The organism is Microbacterium aurugineum, from assembly GCF_023101205.1.
GTDB lineage: Bacteria > Actinomycetota > Actinomycetes > Actinomycetales > Microbacteriaceae > Microbacterium > Microbacterium aurugineum.
The window spans coordinates 211342-234003 of the sequence record NZ_CP078078.1; the positions used below are offsets into that span (position 1 = coordinate 211342).

The 22662-nt window shown below is 65.1% G+C and carries 11 protein-coding genes and 2 rRNA genes; 7 read left to right on the forward strand and 6 right to left on the reverse strand.

The annotated features are described in order from the left end of the window. Positions 1–8 precede the first annotated feature (8 nt). Positions 9–1532 carry an FGGY-family carbohydrate kinase gene (locus tag KV397_RS01025; RefSeq protein WP_261811951.1) on the forward strand — a complete coding sequence of 508 codons (1524 nt, stop codon included), beginning with the start codon at positions 9–11 and terminating at the stop codon, positions 1530–1532. Then, a complete protein-coding gene (locus KV397_RS01030) occupies positions 1529–3163 on the forward strand; it encodes a fucose isomerase (protein WP_261811952.1) in 1635 nt (544 codons plus the stop codon). The genes KV397_RS01025 and KV397_RS01030 overlap by 4 nt, the downstream gene beginning before the upstream one ends. A gap of 24 nt (positions 3164–3187) precedes the next feature. On the opposite strand, the gene KV397_RS01035 is transcribed toward KV397_RS01030, so the two are convergent. Next, the gene (locus KV397_RS01035) at positions 3188–3433 is read right to left on the reverse strand and encodes a hypothetical protein (RefSeq protein ID WP_047524493.1); all 246 of its coding nucleotides are present in this window, start codon (positions 3431–3433) and stop codon (positions 3188–3190) included. Positions 3434–3734: 301 nt separating this feature from the next. On the opposite strand from KV397_RS01035, the gene KV397_RS01040 reads away from it, so the two are divergent. Then, complete coding sequence (locus KV397_RS01040; protein WP_261811953.1) at positions 3735–4868, forward strand: endo-beta-N-acetylglucosaminidase H; 1134 nt, start codon at positions 3735–3737, stop codon at positions 4866–4868. On the opposite strand, the gene KV397_RS01045 is transcribed toward KV397_RS01040, so the two are convergent. Genes KV397_RS01045 through KV397_RS01060 form a run of 4 tightly spaced genes read right to left on the reverse strand, consistent with a single transcriptional unit; the run spans position 4869 to position 11229 of the window. Beyond that, a complete protein-coding gene (locus KV397_RS01045) occupies positions 4869–8069 on the reverse strand; it encodes a GH92 family glycosyl hydrolase (RefSeq protein WP_261811954.1) in 3201 nt (1066 codons plus the stop codon). Then, the gene (locus KV397_RS01050; RefSeq protein ID WP_131493599.1) at positions 8066–9001 is read right to left on the reverse strand and encodes a carbohydrate ABC transporter permease; all 936 of its coding nucleotides are present in this window, start codon (positions 8999–9001) and stop codon (positions 8066–8068) included. The genes KV397_RS01045 and KV397_RS01050 overlap by 4 nt, the downstream gene beginning before the upstream one ends. Beyond that, positions 8998–9924, reverse strand: a complete 927-nt coding sequence (locus tag KV397_RS01055; RefSeq protein WP_131493597.1) for a carbohydrate ABC transporter permease — start codon at positions 9922–9924, stop codon at positions 8998–9000. The genes KV397_RS01050 and KV397_RS01055 overlap by 4 nt, the downstream gene beginning before the upstream one ends. A 3-nt stretch (positions 9925–9927) precedes the next feature. Next, a complete protein-coding gene (locus tag KV397_RS01060) occupies positions 9928–11229 on the reverse strand; it encodes an ABC transporter substrate-binding protein (RefSeq protein WP_261811955.1) in 1302 nt (433 codons plus the stop codon). A gap of 176 nt (positions 11230–11405) precedes the next feature. Between KV397_RS01060 and KV397_RS01065 the strand changes: the two genes are divergently transcribed. Further along, positions 11406–12716 carry a glycoside hydrolase 5 family protein gene (locus tag KV397_RS01065; RefSeq protein ID WP_261811956.1) on the forward strand — a complete coding sequence of 437 codons (1311 nt, stop codon included), beginning with the start codon at positions 11406–11408 and terminating at the stop codon, positions 12714–12716. Positions 12717–12751: 35 nt separating this feature from the next. Here KV397_RS01065 and KV397_RS01070 read toward each other — a convergent pair whose 3' ends face one another. Next, a complete protein-coding gene (locus tag KV397_RS01070; RefSeq protein ID WP_131493592.1) occupies positions 12752–13783 on the reverse strand; it encodes a LacI family DNA-binding transcriptional regulator in 1032 nt (343 codons plus the stop codon). A gap of 160 nt (positions 13784–13943) precedes the next feature. Between KV397_RS01070 and KV397_RS01075 the strand changes: the two genes are divergently transcribed. The 3 genes from KV397_RS01075 (at position 13944) to KV397_RS01085 (ending at position 22582) form a co-directional block, all read left to right on the forward strand. After that, positions 13944–16964 (forward strand): alpha-mannosidase, encoded by a 3021-nt coding sequence (locus tag KV397_RS01075; protein ID WP_261811957.1) that lies wholly within the window; start codon positions 13944–13946, stop codon positions 16962–16964. 574 nt (positions 16965–17538) lie between these two features. Further along, positions 17539–19062, forward strand: a 16S ribosomal RNA gene (locus KV397_RS01080). A 415-nt stretch (positions 19063–19477) separates the two neighbouring features. Next, a 23S ribosomal RNA gene (locus tag KV397_RS01085) occupies positions 19478–22582 on the forward strand. Together the 16S and 23S rRNA genes form the textbook arrangement of a ribosomal RNA operon. Positions 22583–22662 lie beyond the last annotated feature (80 nt).

A 22662-nucleotide genomic window follows, 5' to 3' on the forward strand; every position in this document is an offset into this window, starting at 1 on the left:
AGGACTCCATGCGCTGCACCCTCGGGGTGGACATCGGCACGTCCAGCAGCAAGGGCGTGCTGGTGGGGCCCGACGGCGTCATCGCGGCATCCGCGACCAGGGCGCATGACGTGGAACGACCGCACTCCGGCTGGGTCGAGATGGACGCCGCGATCTGGTGGGAAGAGTTCGTCGCGATCGTGCGCGAACTGCTCGCCGGAGTCCCGGAGGCCGAGATCGTGGGGGTGGGGGTCAGTGGCATGGGACCCTGTGTCCTGCTCGTCGATGAACGGGACGCCCCCGTGCGCCCCGCGATCCTGTACGGGGTCGACACCCGTTCGACCGCGCAGATCGAGCGTCTCACGCATGAGCTCGGTGTCGAGGAGATCACGCGTGTCGGAGGGTCGACACTGACCTCGCAGGCGGGCGGACCGAAGATCGCGTGGGTTGCGGAGGAGGAGCCCGAGGCCTGGGAACGCGCACGACGTCTGTACATGCCGGCGTCCTGGCTCGTCCGTCGGCTCACGGGAGCGTACGTGCTCGATCACCAGTCCGCCAGCCAGGTTTCTCCTCTCTACGACATCGAGGGGGAGCGGTGGCACGACCCGTGGTGGGAGCGGTACGCCGGGGGCATCGAGCAGCCGCGCCTGCAGTGGGCGGGGGAGATCGCCGGAGAGGTGACGGCTGAGGCAGAATCGGTCACCGGGATCCCTCTGGGAACGCCCGTGATCGCGGGGACGATCGATGCCTGGACGGAAGCTGTCAGCGTCGGCGCGCACGAGCCCGGCGACCTGATGCTGATGTACGGCACGACCATGTTCCTCGTGGCCACCGGTGAAGAGACCCTGCGGACCCCGTCCATGTGGACCACGGCGGGGGCCTTCGCCGGTACGCGTAGCCTCGCCGGCGGGCTGTCGACATCCGGGGCTCTGACCGCCTGGTTCAAAGGGCTGACCGGTGCCGACTATCCTGAACTGCTCGCCGAGGCTGCCGCGTCGGGTGCCGGAGCGCGCGGCCTTCTCGTGCTGCCCTACTTCGCGGGCGAGCGCACGCCGATCCAGGACCCGGACGCCCGGGGCGTGATCGCCGGGCTCACACTCGAGCACACGCGCGGCGACCTCTACCGAGCGATGCTAGAAGCGACCGCACTCGGTGTGCGGCACAACGTCGAGACCATGCGGGCGGCCGGCGCCGACATCCGCCGCATCGTCGCGGTGGGGGGCGGAACACAGGGTCGGCTTTGGCTCCAGGTCGTGTCCGACGTCACCGGCCTCGTCCAGGAGGTGCCTGCGACCACGATCGGCGCGAGCTACGGAGCGGCCTTTCTCGCGGCGACCGCGACGGCGGTGCCCGACGAGCGCCCGGCGATCACGGAGTGGAACCCCATGTCAGAGCGGATCCGCCCGGATGACGGGTTGCGACCGTTCTATGACTCCCTGTTCGCGCGCTACCGGCGGCTCTATGAGGGATCCCGACCCGTGGTGCACCAACTCGCGGCCGCACAGCGAGGCGGCTCCCCGCTCACCCCGACCCCAACACCGGAGGAATCATGACCACCTACACCCTGCCGGCCCCGGCATCGCGTCCGGTTGCCGCCCCGAAGACGGCCTACCTCATCACCTCGGGCGATCTGCGAGAGTCGGCGAACGTCGCGGGCTGGCCCACCCAGGTCGAGCTCGAGATCGGGGTCACCGATGTGCTCGACGACCTCGGATGGCAGGTGATCCGTCCCTTCGGCGTCGACCCCGCCACCGGTCACGGGTTCATCTCCAGCCAGCGCATGGGGCTCGAGGTCTTCCGGAGCATCCCGGTCGACGCGCCTCTGATCGTCGCGATCGCCAACTGGCAGTACTCGCACCATGTGCTCGCCGGTCTGCGCACCCACGAGGGCCCGATCCTCACGGTCGCGAACTTCGCCGGCGATTGGCCCGGCCTCGTCGGCCTCCTCGGCTTGAACGCCGGCCTCACCAAGATGGGCAAGCCGTACGCCACGACCTGGTCGGTCGACTTCACCGACGAGTGGTTCCGCAACGGCATCCGGGAGTGGACCGAGACGGGCTCCATCGCGCACGACGCCTCGCACGTGCGTCCCCTGCCGGAGCTGCCGGACAGCCCCGAGAAGCAGCTGGGCGAGGCGCTCGCCGCGGAGCTGCTCGCCGAGAAGGCCATCATCGGCGTGTTCGACGAGGGCTGCATGGGCATGTACAACGCGATCTTCGACGACGAGCTGCTCAACAAGACGGGCATCTACAAGGAGCGGCTGTCGCAGTCGGCGCTCTACGCCGAGATGCTCACCGTCACCGAAGACGAGGCGGACGCCGCGTACGACTGGCTGATCGATGCGGGCATGACGTTCCGCTTCGGGCCGGATGCCGCCACCGAGCTCACGCGCGAGCAGGTGCAGTGGCAGTTGAAGATGTACATCGCCGCGCTTCGTATCGCGGACGACTTCGGCCTCGACGCCGTCGGGATCCAGTACCAGCAGGGTCTGAAGGACCTGGTACCGGCGTCCGACCTGGCCGAGGGCATCCTGAACTCGACGGAGCGCCCGCCGGTGAGGTCGCGCGACGGTGCCCGGGTGCTGCACGAGGGACGCGCCTTCCCGCACTTCAACGAAGCGGATGAGGGCGTGGCGGTCGACGCGCTGGTGACCGACCGCGTGTGGCGTGCGATGGGACTCGTGCCGGACAACACGCTGCACGACGTGCGGTGGGGTGAGGACTACGACGGGGAGTTCGTGTGGGTCTACGAGATCTCCGGCTCCGTCCCCGCCTCGCACGTGGGCGGGTGGCAGAACGCGGAGGGATGGCGTCAGGGCCACGTGTTCTTCCCGGCGGGCGGTGCGACGATCAACGGGGTCTCCCAGCCGGGGGAGATCGTGCTGTCGCGGGTGTTCATCGCCGACGGCGTCCTGCAGGCCGACATCTTCCGTGCCTCGGTCGTCGAGCTCCCGGCCGACGAGACGCAGCGCCGGAAGGATGCCACGAACCCGGAGTGGCCGATCGCGCACGTGGTGCTGCACGGCGTCTCACGGGATCAGTTCATGGCCCGCCACAAGGCCAACCACGCGCAGCTCGTCTACGCACCGGATGCCGAGACGGCCGACCGGGCACTCATCGCGAAAGCCTCGATGTTCGCGGGGATGGGCATCCAGGTGAATCTGGTGGGCGACGTCACCCTCTGAGAGAACACGGGAAGCCTGAAGGGGTCACTGCGAGCGCCAGAACCGCACGGCGAGGTTCGTGAGCTCCTTGTCGAGGTCGTCGACCTTCGCCTCGATGCGGTCGAGGCGGTCGACGACCGCGTCGATGCGCGCGGAGAGCGTGCCGTGGATGCGATCGGTCTCGGCGCGGATGATGCGACTGAGCTGCGTGGTCATGAGCGTCATCCCGCCGAGCATGACGGCGGCGAACACTCCGATCAGCGTCCATACCTGCGGGTCGTTCAAGCGCATGCCTCCAGTGTCGTTCCGGAAGGTCACGATGTCACGGTATTCCGGTTCCGGCGCGTGGAGAACCCGGCGCACGTGCACAACCCACGGATCGCTGACCGGGTGCAGGAACAGACAGGTGTCGTCCTCCGTCCGGTCTGTACGGGCTTCTACTTAATCGATATAGTCGGCGGCAGGTCGCTCTGATGCGGCCTGATCTCGATTTCGATGAAGAGGGAGACGATCTGCCATGAGTCGGCCACATTCCAGGAAGCTTCACCGTCTACGACAGGGATTCACTGTCGCTGCGAGTGCGGTGATCGCGATGTCCTTCGTCGCGACCGCCTCACCCGCGACCGCCGCCGTGGGGGCGGAGGCGGATCCCCAGCTCGCCGTCTATGTCGAGGTGAACTCGAACGATTTAGCCAACGTCGCCGATTACACGCTCGCGGATTCCGGGCGCGCCGCCGTCGACCTCGCGATGATCTTCGCCGCCAACATCAACTACGACGGAGAGAAGGCGTATCTGCACCTGAATGATCGGGTCACCGAGACGCTCCAGGACGCAGAGAACCAGATCCGTCCGCTGCAGGCACAGGGCACGAAGGTGCTGCTCTCCGTGCTCGGCAACCACCAGGGTGCGGGTTTCGCGAACTTCACCTCGTTCGCCGCGGCGGACGCCTTCGCCGCAGAGCTGGCCGATGCGGTGACGACCTACGGCCTCGATGGGATCGACTTCGACGACGAGTGGACGAACTACGGCGCGAACGGCACCCCGCAGCCCAACGCGCAGTCGTTCGGCTGGCTGGCGACCGCGCTGCGCGAGCGCCTGGGATCGGACAAGATCATCAGCCTCTACGCGATCGGCCCGTCCTACACCACCACCGACTTCGATGCGTTCGACGTCGACGGCGTGATCGACTACGCCTGGAACCCCTACTACCCGACGTACGACGCCCCCACGGTGCCCGGGCTCGAAGATCGCACCCGCCTCGGTGCCGCTGCGATCGACCTGGCGAACACGAACGCGGCGACCGCCGCGGACTTCGCCCGCCGCACGGTCGCCGACGGATACGGGGTCTACGTGGCGTACAACCTCACCGCGACGGATCAGTCGGCGTACCTCTCGGGGATCACGCAGGAGCTCAAGGGGGAGCGGACCGAGTATCGCGCCGTTCCGCGGGATCGCACGGCTCCGACCGTGACCGTGAAGCCGGGGGAGGCGTTCACGACGGGATCTCCCGACGCGTACTCGAAAGTCAGCTTCAAGCTGTACGACGCCGGCAACGTCGACAGGCTGTCGGTCAACGGTGTGCCGAAGGACCTGACCGACAACGCCTGGAGCGACCTGAACTTCGTGAAGCCGGGTGTCTTCGGTGCGGTGGCCGGAACCAACGTGCTCGAGGTGTTCGATGCGTCGGGAAACCGCACCGAGGTGCTCTTCACCCTCACCGGGTGATCACACGAGGTCGAAGAGCTCGATCTGACGGATCGTGACCTCGGACTCCGCACGCACGCGGAGCGCCGGGGTCACGGTCCGCTCGACCAGGGTGAACGGCGTCGTGCGGTCGGCCCGCAGTTCTTCCCGATGCGTCAGCGCCAGGGGCCGCCAGTGCCCATCCGGGCCGAGGACCTCCCAGTGCAGCGCGGCCGAGGAGGCGGAGCCGGTCGTCGTCACCGTGACGTCGCTGACCCCGCGAGCCTCGGGGAACCGCCACCCCACCCAGTCGCCGGGGCGCAGGACGACGCCCGGACGACCCGAGGGGGCCCCGTCGTCGAACACCCGCTCGGGGTGGGCGACGAGAGCCGAGGCGATCACCTCGCCCTCGGTCGCGGTCAGATCGGCGCACCATGGGACCGCAGGGAGGACGGGAGAGCGCCCGGACATCTCGAGCGCGGACGCCGGGTCGTCCCCGAACGTGAGGTCGAGGACGGCATCCCCCACGAGCGCATCGATCGGGAGGTCGGCGGAGGCGAGGGGCACGTCGTCGAGAGACGCCTCCTGCAGGATGTGGGCCCCGGCGGACCGTCGCCGGGAGCGGATCCGGAGGGAGGAGCCGTCCCCCCGATCCACCCGGATGTCGTCGTAGAGCGGCGAGCCGATCCGCAGGTGGCCCGATGCGAGCTCCAGCGGGTACAGCCCGAGTGCGCCCCACAGCCACCAGGCGCTCATCTCCCCGTTGTCCTCGTCGCCCGGGAAGCCCTGACCGATGTGGGCCCCGGCGAACAGCCGCCCCGCGAACTCATGGACGAGCGGAGCCGACTGCCACGGACGGTCGCTGAACGCGTACATGAACGGGATGTGGTGTGCCGGCTGGTTGGAGAGCGCGCACATCCCGGAGCGCAGGGCCCTGGCCTCCCGTTGCTCATGGATCACGGTGCCGTATGCGCCGGCGAACCGTTCGTCCGCGGTCTCGGGTTCGGCGAACAGGGCATCGAGGTGACGGCCGAGCCCGACAGGTCCGCCGTGGAGGGCGGCGAGCCCGGCTCCGTCGTGCACCGCCCCCACCGACATCCCCCAGGCATTCGTCTCGACGTTGTCCCCGCCCCAGGCCCGCGGGTCGAACTCCGGAGCGAACGCCCCGCGCGAATCCCGCCCGCGGAAGAACCCGGTGCCGTCGTCGAAGAGCTGTCGATACGACCGGGAGCGGTTGGCGAAGTAGCGTGCGAAGCAACGGTAGCGAGCGGCTTCCTCGGCCGGTCCGGCGCCGGCGGCGAGCTGCAGGGCGAACCGGCCGAGGGCGGCATCGCTGAGTGCGTTCTCGATGCTCCAGCTCATGCCCTCGGGCGTCTCCGACGAGATGTAGCCGGTGAATCGGCCGCGTTCGATGCCCTTGCGTCCCCGTCGCGCATCCGGACCCGGCTCGCACGCGTTGCGCCATCCGCTGTCGAACGCGGTCTCACGGTCGAAGCTCACACCCCAGCGCGCGGCATCGGCGAAGATCTGGTCGCTGGACGTGCCGACCATGCTGTCCACGTAACCGGGCGCGCTCCACCGCGCCATCCATCCTCCGCGTCGATACTGTTCGAGCTGGCCGTCGAGGAGCCTGCCGGTCGATGCGGGATCGAGCAGGGCGAGTGCCGGCCACTCGGTGCGGTAGGTGTCCCAGTAGCCGTTGTTCACGACGAGTTCTCCGTCGGCGACCGTGTCGACGGAGTCGGAGAAGACATCCGCGAATCGCCGGCGCGGCTCCGCCGCGGTCCCGAGGTTCTCCCCGGCGCTGTTGGGGTACAGGTGCATCCGATGCAGTGCTGCGGCGATCCGGGCGCGGTGTTCCTCATCGGCGAGACCGCGGTAGGGGATCTCCTCCGCCGGCAGCGGGGGGATCGACACCCGGCCCAGCAGGCGATTCCAGATCGCGGCGCCCTCGGCGCGCAACTCCTCGAAGGGACGGGTCGGGGGCGCCTCGGTCTCCAGGGCATGCCTGGCCTGGGCGACGGAGAGGAAGGAGATCCCGATCCGTAGTTCGAGCGATCCGCGTCCGCCCACATACCCGGCGACCCGACCGCGTCCGTCGTCGTCGAGCGGTCCGCGCTCGATCACGCCGTCGTCCGTGCGGCGCAGGGCGGTGCCGGCGAAGAAGCACCGGGGAGCGTTGCCCCAGTCCGCCGAGCCCTCCGGGATCCATCCCTCGAACCCGTCTGCGCCGGTCCAGGCGAGCTGGCCTTCACCGGTGAGCTGATCGATGACGAAGCCGATCGGGGCGTCGGGGTCCGCGCACCGCACCCGGAAGGCGGCAGCGTGCATCGTCGCGGTCATCTCGACGGTCAGACCATCGCCGAGGTCCGCCGCGTACTCGTGCGGACGCGCGCGTTCGGACCCCGGGACGATCCAGCGCCGGCGTCGCTCGCGGCTCGACACAGGATCTGCCAGATAGGGCATCAGCTGCAGCACCGAGCGATCACCGATCCAGGGACTCGGCTGGTGGGAGAACTGGAGGGCTTCGAGTCGGCGTCCCTGCGCGTCGTCGTGCACGAAGGGCCGGTACGGCCACCGGGAGTCGGCTGCGTCGGTGGCCGGCGTGACGAAGGTGAACCCGTGCGGGAGAGCCACGGCGGGGATGGTGTTGCCCCGCGAGAAGCGCGGTCCCGCATGCGTGCCGCGTCGGGTGTCGACGCGTTCGACGGGGGTGGGGGTGAGATCGCCCGGCGCGATCCGCTCCTCGGCCAGGACCTGCACGAAGCCGGTGACGCCTCCGGCATCCGCCTCGTCGGACAGCGCGTCGGCGCCGAGCACGAGTTCGACCGTGCCGCGTCCTCCGGTGCGGGGAGCGAGCGAGACGGTGTTCGCATTCCACTGCTCCGGCATGCTCCAGCGCGCGGCGAACTGGGCATCGGCGGTGATCGGGAAGTCGTAGCGGTCGCGGACCGCGGAGTCGTCGCTCAGCCGTGATCCGTCGTCGAAGCGCACGTCGGCCGAGACCGCGAGGGCGGCGTGCGGCGCCAGGGTCGCTGCCGGGCCGTCGGCGTAGAAGGTCCAGTGCAGCACCGTGTGGGGTGTGATCTCGATGTCGGCGAGACCCGGGGCATCGATCCGCTGCACCCCGCCGGTCGGGTCGAAGGCGAAGGCGAACACCGCACCCGGGAGCACTCCCGAGCGCGGTCGGGAGGACGGGGGATCGGCCGGCCCGTCCGCCGGGAGGAGCTGCACGGCGTTCACCCCTTGATCGCGCCCTCCTGCACGCCCTTGAAGAAGAACCGCTGCGTGAAGGAGAACATGATCACGATCGGCACGAGGGCGATCATGGTGCCGGCCGCGATGAGGCGCGGATCCACGGAGAAGCTGCTGTTGAGGTAGGCCATGCCCACCGTCAGTGTGTACTTCGAGGGATCGGACAGGACGATGAGCGGCCACAGGTAGTCGTCCCAGGCACCGATGAAGGCGAAGATCGCGACCACGGAGACCATGCCGCGGATGTTCGGCCAGACGATGTGGCGGATGCGCTGCCACGTGGTGGCCCCGTCGACCGTCGCGGCGTCCAGCACGTCCTTCGGGATCATGCGGCACGCGGTGGCGATCAGGAGCACGTTCATCGCGCTGATCGCTCCGGGGAGGAAGACGCCCCAGAGGGTGTCCGCGAGTCCCAGTGCGCGGATGGTGAGGAAGTTGCTGGTCACCGTCACCTCGCCGGGGAAGAGCAGAGTGGACAGGAGGATCCCCATCACGATCCACTTGCCCCGGAATCTCATGCATCCCAGCGCGTATCCGGCGAACGTCGACAGCACGACGTTGCTCACGACGGTCCCGACCGAGACGAGCAGCGAGTGCCAGGCGTAGAGGTAGACCGGGACGATGTCGGCGACCTTGCTGTAGTTCTGCAGCGTGGGTTCGCGGGGGATGAGCTCGGGCGGGAAGGAGTAGATGTTCTCCTGAGGGCCCTTGAAAGAGGTGGACAGCTGCCAGACGAACGGCCCGATCACGAGGAACAGGACGAACAGCAGCAGCGCATAGCGCCCGATCAGTCCGCCGAGGCTGGGTGTGCTGAAGTCTCCGGAGCCGCGACGGCGGAAGATGCGCTCGCGCGTGGGCGACACAGGGCCGTCGGTGGACCGGGTGTCGTCGGCCGGGCGCTGCGGGGTGAGGGTGCTCATGCGGAGACCTTCGCCTTCTTCTCACGGTTCATGACGGCGATCGCGGCGAGGGGCACGAGGGTGAGCAGGAACAGCGCCACGCTGATCGCGGAGGCGTAGCCGATGTTCCCGTTCAGGCCGGACCCCACCTGGCGGATGAGCATCACGAGCGACATGTCGTACCCGCCGGGCCCTCCGGTGCTCTTTGACAGCACGTCGAGTTCGGCGAAGACGCGCATCGCGGACACGGCGATGAGCACCGCGATGAGGAGCATGGCTCCTCGCACCGACGGGATCGTGACTGAGAGGAAGCGGCGGAAGGCCCCGGCGCCGTCGAGCATCGCGGCCTCGTGCAGCTCCTTGCCGACGTTCCCGAGCGCGGCGAGGTACACGACCATGTAGTAGCCCAAGCCCTTCCAGACCGTGAGCAGGATCGCGCAGCCCAGCAGCAGCCAGCGATCGACGAGGAAGGCCATCGGCTTGTCGATCAGACCGAGGAACTCCAGCGTCTGGTTGATGATGCCGCGGCTGTCGAAGAGCCAGGTCCAGATGAGGGCGACCACGACCACCGAGGCGATCACGGGGAAGTAGAACGTGGTGCGGAAGAACGAGATGCCCGGGAGCTTCTTCTGCACCAGCAGGGCGAGCAGGAGGGGGAGGATCGTGAGCAGGGGCACGCACACGACCACGTAGATGAGGCACGTGGTCAGCGCATTCCAGAACATCTCGTCGCCGAACATGCGCTCGTAGTTCGCTCCCCCCACGAACTCGGGCGTCCGCAGCGGCCGGGCGTCGGTGAAGCTGAGGAAGACCGTGTTGAGGAACGGCCAGAGCGCGAACACCAGCACCCAGGCGACGGCGGGGCCCAGCAGCAGCCACGGAGTGAACCATCGGTGGGATCTCATCGACGATCCGCGGTCGCGGATGCCGGTGTTCGCGCGCATGGCTTACTGGTCCACGCGGTTGGCGTTGGCGTACTCGACGATCTTGTCGAGCTGGGCCTTGGCGTCCGCTTCACCGTTGACGGCGAGGGCGATCTGCTGGGTCATGTAGGTCGCCATGTCGGAGGTCCACTGGAACGGCAGGGCCTTCGCATCCTTCATCGCGCCGAACACGGTGTCGATCGCCGCGAGCTGCTTCTCGTCGGTGACGGAGGACGCGATGTTCTCGACGACCTCATCCCCGCCGTTCGCGGTGCCGGGAGCCGTGCCGACGGCGAGCGACGAGAAGGCCACCTGGTTCTCCTGGTTCGTCGCGAACTCGGCGAACGCGAGTGCGGCCTCCTTGTTGTCGGAGTCGGCCGAGACGTTGAGACCCTGCACATAGAGGGGTGCGACCCCGAGGCGAGGGGTCGCCACCGTGTTCTCGAGCAGTGCGGGTGCATCCTTCTGCAGGTCGGTCGTGAAGCCGGTGCCGCCCGTCGTGAAGGCCACCTTCTCCTGGATGTAGGCTTCGGCGTTTCCGCCGTAGTCGCCGGTCAGGGCCTCGGCGGGCATGGCTCCGGCTGCGTAGGCGTCGGCGTACTTCTGGATGATCGCGGCGGCTTCGTCGGTGTTGAAGTCGAACTCGCCGTCGGCGTTGATGACCTCCATGCCCGCCGCCGTGAAGGTGTCGAGCGCGGGGATGGAGGACAGGAGCTGGACCTTGCCGCCGGATTCCGTGGCCACCTCCTCGGCGAGGGTGAGGAGCTCGTCGACCGTGGTCGGGAGGTTGTCCTCCGTGACGCCGTACGGGGCGAGCTGCGCGAGGTTCCACCACGAGGCGTCGCTGGAGAGGTACCAGGGCAGGCCGTAGGTGCCGTCGATGCCCGGGTACGCGCTGTACGCCTCCCACGCGCCGGCGTTGTAGGCGGACTCCAGCTCGGGATCGGCGGTCTGGAGGTCGACGAGCTTGCCCGCAGCGACCAGCGGATACGCGATGTCCGGCGGCAGGTTCAGCACGTCCGGGAGCGTGTCGGCGTTCGCCTGGCTCAGGATCTTCTCCTGGTAGCCGTCTCCCGGCTGGTCGAGCCACTCGACGGTGACGTCCGGGTGCTCCTTCTCGAACGCATCGATCAGATCCTCGAAGTACGGGGTGAACTTCTCGTTCTTGAGCGACCACGTCTGGAACTGGATCGTGCCGCTCAGCTCGCCCGACGTGTCGATGGGGCCCGAGGCGCCGGATGCCCCTCCGCCTCCCGTGCAACTGGTCAGCGCCAGAACGCCGATGCTGAAGGCTGCCAGAGCGACAATGCGTGTGGGAGATTTCATCGTGCTTCTTCCTCGAGGCGGGCGATTCCGCGTGGTGTCCGGTCGATGGACTACAACGCTTTAGCAGATGAAACCATCCGATTCTCCTTCTGTCAAGAAGTGTGTGCGATCGTCGGCGCTCAAGCGTTATAGTGGTGCAGATCCGTCCCCCTCGGGGCTTGTCCGAAAGGTCCTACATGACGCAGCGCGGCGCCCTCGATGCTCCCCTGAGATTCGGGGCGAACTACACGCCGTCGAAGAACTGGATGCACTCCTGGCTCGACTTCACCCCGGACGATGTGCGTCGCGACTTCGCGGCTCTCGCGGAGCTCGGGCTCGATCACGTCCGGGTCTTCCCGCTGTGGACCGTGCTGCAGCCGAATCGCACCCTCATCCGCGAGAAGGCGGTCGACGACGTGCGTGCGGTGGTCGACATCGCGGGCGAGTTCGGGATGGATGCGAGCATCGACGTGGTCCAGGGCCATCTGTCGAGCTTCGACTTCGTGCCGTCGTGGCTGTACACGTGGCACGACAAGAACATGTTCACCGATCCCCGAGCGCTCGAGGGTCAGGTCGCGCTCGTCGACAGGCTCGGCCGGGCGCTGCGCGATGCCCCCAACTTCCTCGGGCTCACCCTCGGGAACGAGACGAACCAGTTCTCCGCGCACACCCATCCGTCGCCCTGGCCGGTGACGCCGGACGAGGCGGGCGGCTGGCTCTCCGCCCTGCTGTCGGCAGCCGACGCCGCAGCGCCCGGCTTCCCGCACGTCCACAGCGAGTACGACGCCGTCTGGTACATGGACGGCCACGGCTTCACGCCGGCCCACGCGTCACGCTTGGGCGCCATGACCACGATCCACTCCTGGATCTTCAACGGCACCGCCCAGCGCTACGGAGGACGATCGATCGCCTCCGACCGGCACGCCGAGTACCTGATCGAGCTCTCCCGCGCGTTCGCCACCGATCCGGACAGGGTGGTGTGGTTGCAGGAGGTCGGCGCCCCGTCGAACTGCCTGACGGAGGACGAGATGCCGGACTTCCTGGAGGCGACCGTGCGCTCCGCGCTGCGCACCGACAACCTCTGGGGCGTCACGTGGTGGTGTTCGCACGACGTCAGTCGCGACCTGGGCGACTTCCCCGAACTCGAGTACACCCTCGGCCTGATCGATCAGAACGGTGCGGCGAAGCCCCTCGGCCGACGCTTCGCCGAGGTGATCCCCGAGCTGCGGCAGCGCGTCGCGGCACCGGCGCGGGAGACGGCGATCGTGGTGGAGGTCGACGAGCGCGAGGTGCCCGTGAGCCGGGCGGCGCTGAGCCCGGGTGGTCCCGTGTTCCAGGCCTGGGTCGACGCCTGCGCCGCGGGGCTCGACCCGGCCGTGATCACGTCGCGTGACGCGCTCGATCCCGCCGTGCGGGAGGCCCGTGGCATCCGCCGGCTCATCCGCCCCGATCTGCGGGCGGGCGCGGTCGATCCCTACGGGTCGGTCAACACCGTGGTCGACGCCTGACGTTCAAGACGCCTGACGTTCAGGACGCCTGACGTTCAGTCGGTGCGCGTGGGCGGGGCCGTGCTCTCGCGCGCCGTGAGCACAGGAGTCGGGCCTTCGACGCTCGGCAGGTTCGCGCCCGCTTCAATCTGCTGGAGCAGCAGGGTGGCGGCGCGCTCGCCGAGTTCGAAGGTGTCGCGCGTCATCGCCGTGATCGACGGGTTGATGAGCCCCGCGATGACCGAGTCGTCGAAGGAGGCCAGCGAGACGTCGCGGGGAACCCTGCGTCCCATCTCCTGTGCGACGCGGAGACCGGCGACCGCCATCACGTCGTTGTCGTAGACGATCGCGGTGGGCCGCCGCCGTCCGGAGAGCAGCGCCCGCGTCACCGCGGAGGCGCGGGCGGGGGAGAAGTCGGTGGTGATGACCTCGCCCTCCACGCCATCGGCCGACAGGCGTTCCAAGACCTCGGCCCGCAGCCGGGTGTGTTCGAGCTCCGCCGGTCCTGCCACGTAGGCGATGTGCACGTGCCCGAGCGCGGCGAGATAGGAGTAGAGCGTCTCCGCCACCGTGTCGTCGCCGATCCACACGCTGGGCACCGTCCCGTCGGGAGACGGCTTCGACCCGATCATCACGGCGCGGGCGTCGAGAGCGGCGATGCGGTCGGCCCGAGGATCGTCGTCGCGCGGGTCGATGAAGATGAAACCGTCGACCTGGTTGGACGAGCGCCACTGCCGATGCACCTCCATCTCCTCCGCGATGTCCGCCACCAGACGCAGCTGCAGACTGACCTTGCTCTCGGAGAGGCGCGATTCGATGCCCGCGATGAGGTCGGTGAAGAAGGCCTCCGATCCGAGGGAACGGGCGGGGCGCGCGAGTGCGAAGCCGACGGTGTTCGCCCGCGCGCCGACGAGGGCGCGTGCCGCCGAACTCGGCTGCCAGCCGTTCTCCTCGACGACGGCGAGGATCCGCTGCCGGGTCTCCTCGCTCACTCCGGGGCGCCCGTTCAAGGCGAAGGAGACGGCGCCGGGGGAGACCCCGGCCATGCGCGCGATGTCGGCGATCGTGACGCGCTTCGCCGGACTCATAGTCCCTCACCCTACTTGATCGGTTTAGCCCGGTGGAAGGCGGATCGGGTGTGTTCTAGACTCGCCACTAGATCGTTTTAGTAAATCGGATAGCATTCATCACACGGGTTCGCGGCGACGTCCCGCGAACCTGCCCTCACCGTCGAGTCGGAGATCCCCTATGCATGACGACACCTCGCTCACCGTCGGCCGCGTCAAGCGTGTGCTGGAGGAGCGCATCCGCCCGTCGATCCACTCGGCGTCGGTGCCGCTGCAGGTCGAGATCCACGAACTGCCCGGGGAGCCGATCGCACCGGCGGAAGGGCTCGCCCTCGACTACACCGCCGGCTCCGTGGGCGCCCCGTGGGGACCGGCCTGGGGAACCACGTGGTTCAAGCTCACCGGGCGGGTGCCGTCCGAGTGGGCCGGCCGCAAGGTCGAGGCGCTGATCGACCTCGGGTTCGACGTGAACATGACGGGCTTCCAATGCGAGGCCCTCGCCTACCGACCGGGCGGCACGGGGTCCGACCCGATCCCGGTGAAGAGCATCAACCCGCGAAACCAGTGGGTCCCGATCGTCGAGACGGCAGCGGGCGACGAGCCGGTCGAGCTGTACCTCGAGGCGGCTTCCAACCCGGTGCTCCTGGACTACCACCCCTTCCTCCCGACGCAGGAGGGCGACATCCTCACATCCTCGAAGGAACCGCTCTACCGCGCCCGGCGGATGGATCTGGCGGTGTTCGAGCAGGAAGTGTTCGACCTGGCGCTCGACCTCGAGGTGCTCTTCGAGCTGCAGGCGGAGCTGCCGGCAACCTCGCCCCGTCGCATGCGCATCCTGCAGGCCATGGACGATGCGCTCGACGTCCTCGACCTGCAGCACATCGTCGCCACGGCCTCCGATGCCCGTGCCCGCCTGGCCGAAGTGCTGGCCGCACCCGCCGAGGCGAGTGCGCACCGGATCTCGGCCGTCGGTCACGCGCACATCGATTCGGCGTGGCTGTGGCCCGTGCGCGAGACGATCCGCAAGGTCGCACGCACCACCTCGTCGATGACGGCTCTGCTGGAGGAGCAGTCCGAATTCCGGTACGGCATGTCCAGCGCACAGCAGTACGCCTGGATCAAGGAGCACCGCCCCGAGGTCTGGGAGCGGGTCAAGGCCGCGGTCGCCGAAGGGCGCTTCCTGCCCCTGGGTGGCATGTGGGTCGAGTCCGACACCGTGATGCCGACGGGGGAGTCGCTCGTGCGGCAGTTCTCGCAGGGGCAGCGGTTCTTCGAGCGGGAGTTCGGCATCCGGTCCAAGGGCGTGTGGCTCCCGGACAGCTTCGGGTACTCGCCCGCCCTGCCGCAGCTGATGCGCCGCGCCGGGTTCGAGTGGTTCTTCACGCAGAAGATCTCGTGGAACCAGCAGAACGTCTTCCCGCACCACTCCTTCCTCTGGGAGGGCATCGACGGGTCGCAGGTGTTCACGCACTTCCCGTCGATGGACACCTACAACTCGCAGTTGAGCGGCATGGAGGTCGCGAAGGCCGCCCGGCAGTTCAAGGAGAACCGGGTCAGCTCGCGCTCGATCGCCCCGGTCGGCTGGGGCGACGGCGGTGGCGGGACGACCCGCGAGATGACGGGCAAGGCTGAACGCCTCCGTGACCTCGAGGGCAGCGCGCAGGTGGTGTGGGAGCATCCGGACGACTTCTTCGATGCCGCGAGAGCCGAGCTGCCGCATCCGGCGGTGTGGGTGGGGGAGCTGTACCTCGAGCTGCACCGCGGGACGCTCACCAGCCAGCACGCCACCAAGGCACTGCACCGCTGGGCCGAGCACGCGCTGATCGAGGCGGAGCTGTGGGCGGCGACGGATACGGTGCGCACCGGTGCCGCCTACCCGCAGGCCGAGTTCGACCGCTTGTGGCAGACCGTTCTCCTGCACGAGTTCCATGACATCCTCCCGGGGACCTCGATCGCCTGGGTGCACCGCGAGGCCGTCGCCGTGCTGACGGACGTGCTCTCGGATGCGCAGGACATCGCGGGTGCCGCGCGACGCTCGCTCGCGGGCGAGGGCGATCGCGAACTGCGGTTCGAGCCGACCTCGGTCGGGCGCGCGGGGGGACAGGGGCACGCTCTCGGCGCGGCGTTCCTTCCCGAGGCGACCCCCGCTGCCGTCTCGCTCTCGCAGGAGGACGACGGTTGGCGGCTGGAGAACGAGCTCGTCTCGGTGCGCGTGTCCGCCGACGGTCTGATCGTCTCCGCCGTCGACAAGGCATCGGGGCGCGAGGCGGTCACTGCGGGAAAGGCTGCGAACCTGTTCCAGCTCCACCAGGACTTCCCGAACATGTGGGACGCCTGGGACATCGATCGCTATTACCGCAACAGCGTCGACGACCTCACCGCCGTCACGTCGATCGAGGCGACCATGGTCGGCACCGTGGCGAAGATCGTGGTCGTGCGCCCGTTCTCGGAGTCGACCATCACGCAGACGATCCTTCTCGCACCCGGCTCGCGGACCGTGCTGCTGCGCAACGAGATCGATTGGCACGAGACCGAGAAGCTGCTCAAGCTCGCCTTCCCGCTCGACATCCAGGCGGCGCACACCGAGGCCGAGACGCAGTTCGGCTACCAGTCGCGGGTGACGCACACGAACACCAGCTGGGAGGCGGCGAAGTTCGAGACGTCGATGCACCGGTTCGTCCTGGTGCGCGAGCAGGACTTCGGCGTCGCACTCGTGAACGACTCGATCTACGGCTACGACACATCCCGCGAGGTGTCGGATGATGCGGTGACGACCACGGTGAGGCTCTCGCTGCTGCGTGCCCCGCGGTTCCCCGACCCCGACACCGACCACGGCCACCACGAGATCGAGGTCGGTTTCGTGATCGGGGCGGACGCCGAGATCGCGACGGCCGAGGGCATCCGGATCAACGCGCTCCCCACCGTCGTGCGGGGTGCGCGCGAGGTCGAACCCCTGGTGTCGGTCCGGGGTGAGGGGATCGTCGTGTCGGCGGTCAAGCTCGCCGACGACGGATCGGGCGACGTGATCGTGCGCGTGTACGAGGCGCTCGGGCGACGCACGGCCGGCGAGTTGACGGTCGGGTTCGAGCACCACGGGGTGCGCGAGGTGAGTCTGATCGAGGACGACATCGAGGACGCGCGTACCGGTGGCGACCTGAGACTGCGTCCGTTCGAGGTGCGCACGCTCCGCATCGCCCGCTGAGTGGATATCCGCGGCGTGCGGGATCGAAAACGCGCCGGGAAACCGGTGCGGAGGAGCGGTTTCGATCCCGCATGCGGCGCGGGGACGTGCACGACACGCCCGGCGGTTGAGCCTGATTTGCCCGATCCCCGGGATCCGCGTAACTTATTACCTGTTCGCCCCAAACGGTTGAGCGGAGGTCCTCGGACCGGCTCCCGTCAAGCAGCTAACACCTCCCGAATCCCAGACACTCACTGAGTGAACAGGATGAAGGTGCTGACTCGTTCCCTCACTCAGGCCGAAGAAAATCGGACTTGACAACGGAGATGAGATCGGTAAGATAGAGAAGTTGCCCTGCGGGCCTGGTTGTGATGACTGGGTCGTGGGAGCATCCGATCCTTGAGAACTCAACAGCGTGCACTTGTCAAATGCCAAATTATCCTCGTCTAGCTTCGGCTGGGTGAGAATTCCTTTGGATCAAAGACCAGCCCTTCCGGGGGCTGGCAATGGATGAAGTCAGCAATGAATTTGTCTCTTTGGTCAGCATCAAACTCGCTGCGTTCATCGTTTTCCCGGTGTTCGTATGCATTTCTTTTTTACGGAGAGTTTGATCCTGGCTCAGGATGAACGCTGGCGGCGTGCTTAACACATGCAAGTCGAACGGTGAACACGGAGCTTGCTCTGTGGGATCAGTGGCGAACGGGTGAGTAACACGTGAGCAACCTGCCCCTGACTCTGGGATAAGCGCTGGAAACGGCGTCTAATACTGGATATGTGACGTGATCGCATGGTCTGCGTCTGGAAAGAATTTCGGTTGGGGATGGGCTCGCGGCCTATCAGCTTGTTGGTGAGGTAATGGCTCACCAAGGCGTCGACGGGTAGCCGGCCTGAGAGGGTGACCGGCCACACTGGGACTGAGACACGGCCCAGACTCCTACGGGAGGCAGCAGTGGGGAATATTGCACAATGGGCGCAAGCCTGATGCAGCAACGCCGCGTGAGGGACGACGGCCTTCGGGTTGTAAACCTCTTTTAGCAGGGAAGAAGCGAAAGTGACGGTACCTGCAGAAAAAGCGCCGGCTAACTACGTGCCAGCAGCCGCGGTAATACGTAGGGCGCAAGCGTTATCCGGAATTATTGGGCGTAAAGAGCTCGTAGGCGGTTTGTCGCGTCTGCTGTGAAATCCGGAGGCTCAACCTCCGGCCTGCAGTGGGTACGGGCAGACTAGAGTGCGGTAGGGGAGATTGGAATTCCTGGTGTAGCGGTGGAATGCGCAGATATCAGGAGGAACACCGATGGCGAAGGCAGATCTCTGGGCCGTAACTGACGCTGAGGAGCGAAAGGGTGGGGAGCAAACAGGCTTAGATACCCTGGTAGTCCACCCCGTAAACGTTGGGAACTAGTTGTGGGGTCCATTCCACGGATTCCGTGACGCAGCTAACGCATTAAGTTCCCCGCCTGGGGAGTACGGCCGCAAGGCTAAAACTCAAAGGAATTGACGGGGACCCGCACAAGCGGCGGAGCATGCGGATTAATTCGATGCAACGCGAAGAACCTTACCAAGGCTTGACATATACGAGAACGGGCCAGAAATGGTCAACTCTTTGGACACTCGTAAACAGGTGGTGCATGGTTGTCGTCAGCTCGTGTCGTGAGATGTTGGGTTAAGTCCCGCAACGAGCGCAACCCTCGTTCTATGTTGCCAGCACGTAATGGTGGGAACTCATGGGATACTGCCGGGGTCAACTCGGAGGAAGGTGGGGATGACGTCAAATCATCATGCCCCTTATGTCTTGGGCTTCACGCATGCTACAATGGCCGGTACAAAGGGCTGCAATACCGTGAGGTGGAGCGAATCCCAAAAAGCCGGTCCCAGTTCGGATTGAGGTCTGCAACTCGACCTCATGAAGTCGGAGTCGCTAGTAATCGCAGATCAGCAACGCTGCGGTGAATACGTTCCCGGGTCTTGTACACACCGCCCGTCAAGTCATGAAAGTCGGTAACACCTGAAGCCGGTGGCCTAACCCTTGTGGAGGGAGCCGTCGAAGGTGGGATCGGTAATTAGGACTAAGTCGTAACAAGGTAGCCGTACCGGAAGGTGCGGCTGGATCACCTCCTTTCTAAGGAGCATCTGACGCTTCGGCGTCCAGAACCCAGTTCGGGAACGTTCGTTTCTCGCTGGGAGCTCATGGGTGGAACATTTGACATGGCATCGAGATCTGATCTTGGAATGAGTACGCCGCTTGCGGTTGGAAGGTTCTGGGTGAGGGGGTCGGTGCCTGCACGCTGTTGGGTCCTGAGGGACCGGATGCGCTTTGACCTTCGGGTTGGAAGCATTTGGTTACTCTGGGCCTTTCGTTGTTTCCCCGGTGGGGAAGCGGTGAGGGGTACCGCCCGTACTTTGAGAACTACACAGTGGACGCGAGCATCTTGCAGCAGCCTTCGGGTTGTTGCACAAGATGATCTTAAAGATCATTAGTCAATTTCTGATTCCATTTTCGGATGGGGTCGAGTTTTTGATTCAAACTCATGTGATTTCAAGTCTTTAAGAGCAAACGGTGGATGCCTTGGCATCTGGAGCCGAAGAAGGACGTAGCAATCTGCGATAAGCCTCGGGGAACTGATAAGCAAGTTTTGATCCGAGGGTGTCCGAATGGGGAAACCCCGCTGGGCGGCGTGCCGACCTAGTGACTCCCGCCTGAATATATAGGGCGGGTAGAGGGAACGTGGGGAAGTGAAACATCTCAGTACCCACAGGAAGAGAAAGCAACCGCGATTCCGTTAGTAGTGGCGAGCGAAACCGGATCAGGCTAAACCTAGCGTGTGTGATAGCCGGCAGGCGTTGCACGTTGGGGGTTGTGGGACTTTTCAGTCATCTCTGCCGAGGTGGCGGCGTTACAAGAAGGTATAGACGAACGGTCTTGAAAGGCCGGTCATAGAGGGTGCCAACCCCGTAGTCGAAATGCTTCTCTTGGCGCGAAGAGTATCCCAAGTAGCACGGGGCCCGTGAAATCCCGTGTGAATCTGTCAGGACCACCTGATAAGCCTAAATACTCCCAGATGACCGATAGCGGACAAGTACCGTGAGGGAAAGGTGAAAAGTACCCCGGGAGGGGAGTGAAATAGTACCTGAAACCGTTTGCTTACAAACCGTTGGAGCCTCCTTAGTAGGGGTGACAGCGTGCCTTTTGAAGAATGAGCCTGCGAGTTAGCGATATGTGGCGAGGTTAACCCGTGTGGGGTAGCCGTAGCGAAAGCGAGTCTGAATAGGGCGATTCAGTCGCATGTCCTAGACCCGAAGCGAAGTGATCTATCCATGGCCAGGTTGAAGCACGTGTAAGAGCGTGTGGAGGACCGAACCCACTTAGGTTGAAAACTGAGGGGATGAGCTGTGGATAGGGGTGAAAGGCCAATCAAACTTCGTGATAGCTGGTTCTCTCCGAAATGCATTTAGGTGCAGCGTTGCGTGTTTCTTGCCGGAGGTAGAGCTACTGGATGGCCGATGGGCCCTACAAGGTTACTGACGTCAGCCAAACTCCGAATGCCGGTAAGTGAGAGCGCAGCAGTGAGACTGTGGGGGATAAGCTTCATAGTCGAGAGGGAAACAACCCAGACCACCAACTAAGGTCCCAAAGCGCGTGCTAAGTGGGAAAGGATGTGGAGTTGCTGTGACAACCAGGAGGTTGGCTTAGAAGCAGCCACCCTTGAAAGAGTGCGTAATAGCTCACTGGTCAAGTGATTCCGCGCCGACAATGTAACGGGGCTCAAGCACGCCACCGAAGTTGTGGCATTGACATTATTGGTAGGCCTTCGTGGTCCAGCCGTGTTGATGGGTAGGAGAGCGTCGTGTGGCCAGCGAAGCGGCGGTGTAAACCAGCCGTGGAGGCTACACGAGTGAGAATGCAGGCATGAGTAGCGAATGACGTGTGAGAAACACGTCCTCCGAAAGACCAAGGGTTCCAGGGTCAAGCTAATCTTCCCTGGGTAAGTCGGGACCTAAGGCGAGGCCGACAGGCGTAGTCGATGGACAACGGGTTGATATTCCCGTACCGGCGAAGAACCGCCCAAGCTAATCCAGTAGTGCTAAGTATCTGAATCCCAGTGACTGATCCCTTCGGGGTGACGCTCTGGGCCTAGCGTACGACCCCATTCTGGTGCGGTTAGCGTATTAACAGGTGTGACGCAGGAAGGTAGCCCAAGCCAGGCGATGGTTGTCCTGGTGCAAGTGCGTAGGCAGAGTCGTAGGCAAATCCGCGATTCATTGAAGCTGAGACACGATGCGGATAAAAAGTGGGTGATCCTATGCTGCCGAGAAAAGCATCGACGCGAGGTTCTAGCTGCCCGTACCCCAAACCGACTCAGGTGGTCAGGTAGAGAATACCAAGGAGATCGAGAGAATCGTGGTTAAGGAACTCGGCAAAATGCCCCCGTAACTTCGGGAGAAGGGGGGCCTTCGGCGTATAGGGATTTACTCCCGAAAGCGTTTGGAGGCCGCAGAGACTAGTGGGTAGCGACTGTTTACTAAAAACACAGGTCCGTGCCAAGTCGCAAGACGATGTATACGGACTGACGCCTGCCCGGTGCTGGAAGGTTAAGAGGACCGGTTAGCCGTAAGGCGAAGCTGAGAATTTAAGCCCCAGTAAACGGCGGTGGTAACTATAACCATCCTAAGGTAGCGAAATTCCTTGTCGGGTAAGTTCCGACCTGCACGAATGGCGTAACGACTTCCCAACTGTCTCAACCGCGAACTCGGCGAAATTGCATTACGAGTAAAGATGCTCGTTACGCGCAGCAGGACGGAAAGACCCCGTGACCTTTACTACAGCTTGGTATTGGTGTTCGGTGTGGCTTGTGTAGGATAGGTGGGAGACTTTGAAGCATGGACGCTAGTTCGTGTGGAGTCATTGTTGAAATACCACTCTGGTCACTCTGGATATCTAACTTCGAACCGTAATCCGGTTCAGGGACAGTGCCTGGTGGGTAGTTTAACTGGGGCGGTTGCCTCCCAAAAAGTAACGGAGGCGCCCAAAGGTTCCCTCAACCTGGTTGGCAATCAGGTGTCGAGTGTAAGTGCACAAGGGAGCTTGACTGTGAGACTGACAGGTCGAGCAGGGACGAAAGTCGGGACTAGTGATCCGGCAGTGGCTTGTGGAAGCGCTGTCGCTCAACGGATAAAAGGTACCTCGGGGATAACAGGCTGATCTTGCCCAAGAGTCCATATCGACGGCATGGTTTGGCACCTCGATGTCGGCTCGTCGCATCCTGGGGCTGGAGTAGGTCCCAAGGGTTGGGCTGTTCGCCCATTAAAGCGGTACGCGAGCTGGGTTTAGAACGTCGTGAGACAGTTCGGTCCCTATCCGCTGCGCGCGTAGGAAATTTGAGAGGATCTGACCCTAGTACGAGAGGACCGGGTTGGACGAACCTCTGGTGTGTCAGTTGTTCCGCCAGGAGCACCGCTGATTAGCTACGTTCGGGATGGATAACCGCTGAAAGCATCTAAGCGGGAAGCCGGCCTCAAGATGAGATTTCCATACCTTCGGGTGAGAGGCTCCCAGCCAGACTACTGGGTTGATAGGCCAGATGTGGAAGTGCAGTAATGCATGCAGCTGACTGGTACTAATAAGCCGATGACTTGATAACACACCGTTTGTTGGTGCTACGCGTCCACTGAGTGGTTCTCGATGTACGGTCGAGAACCGCATAACAACAATGACTTTGTT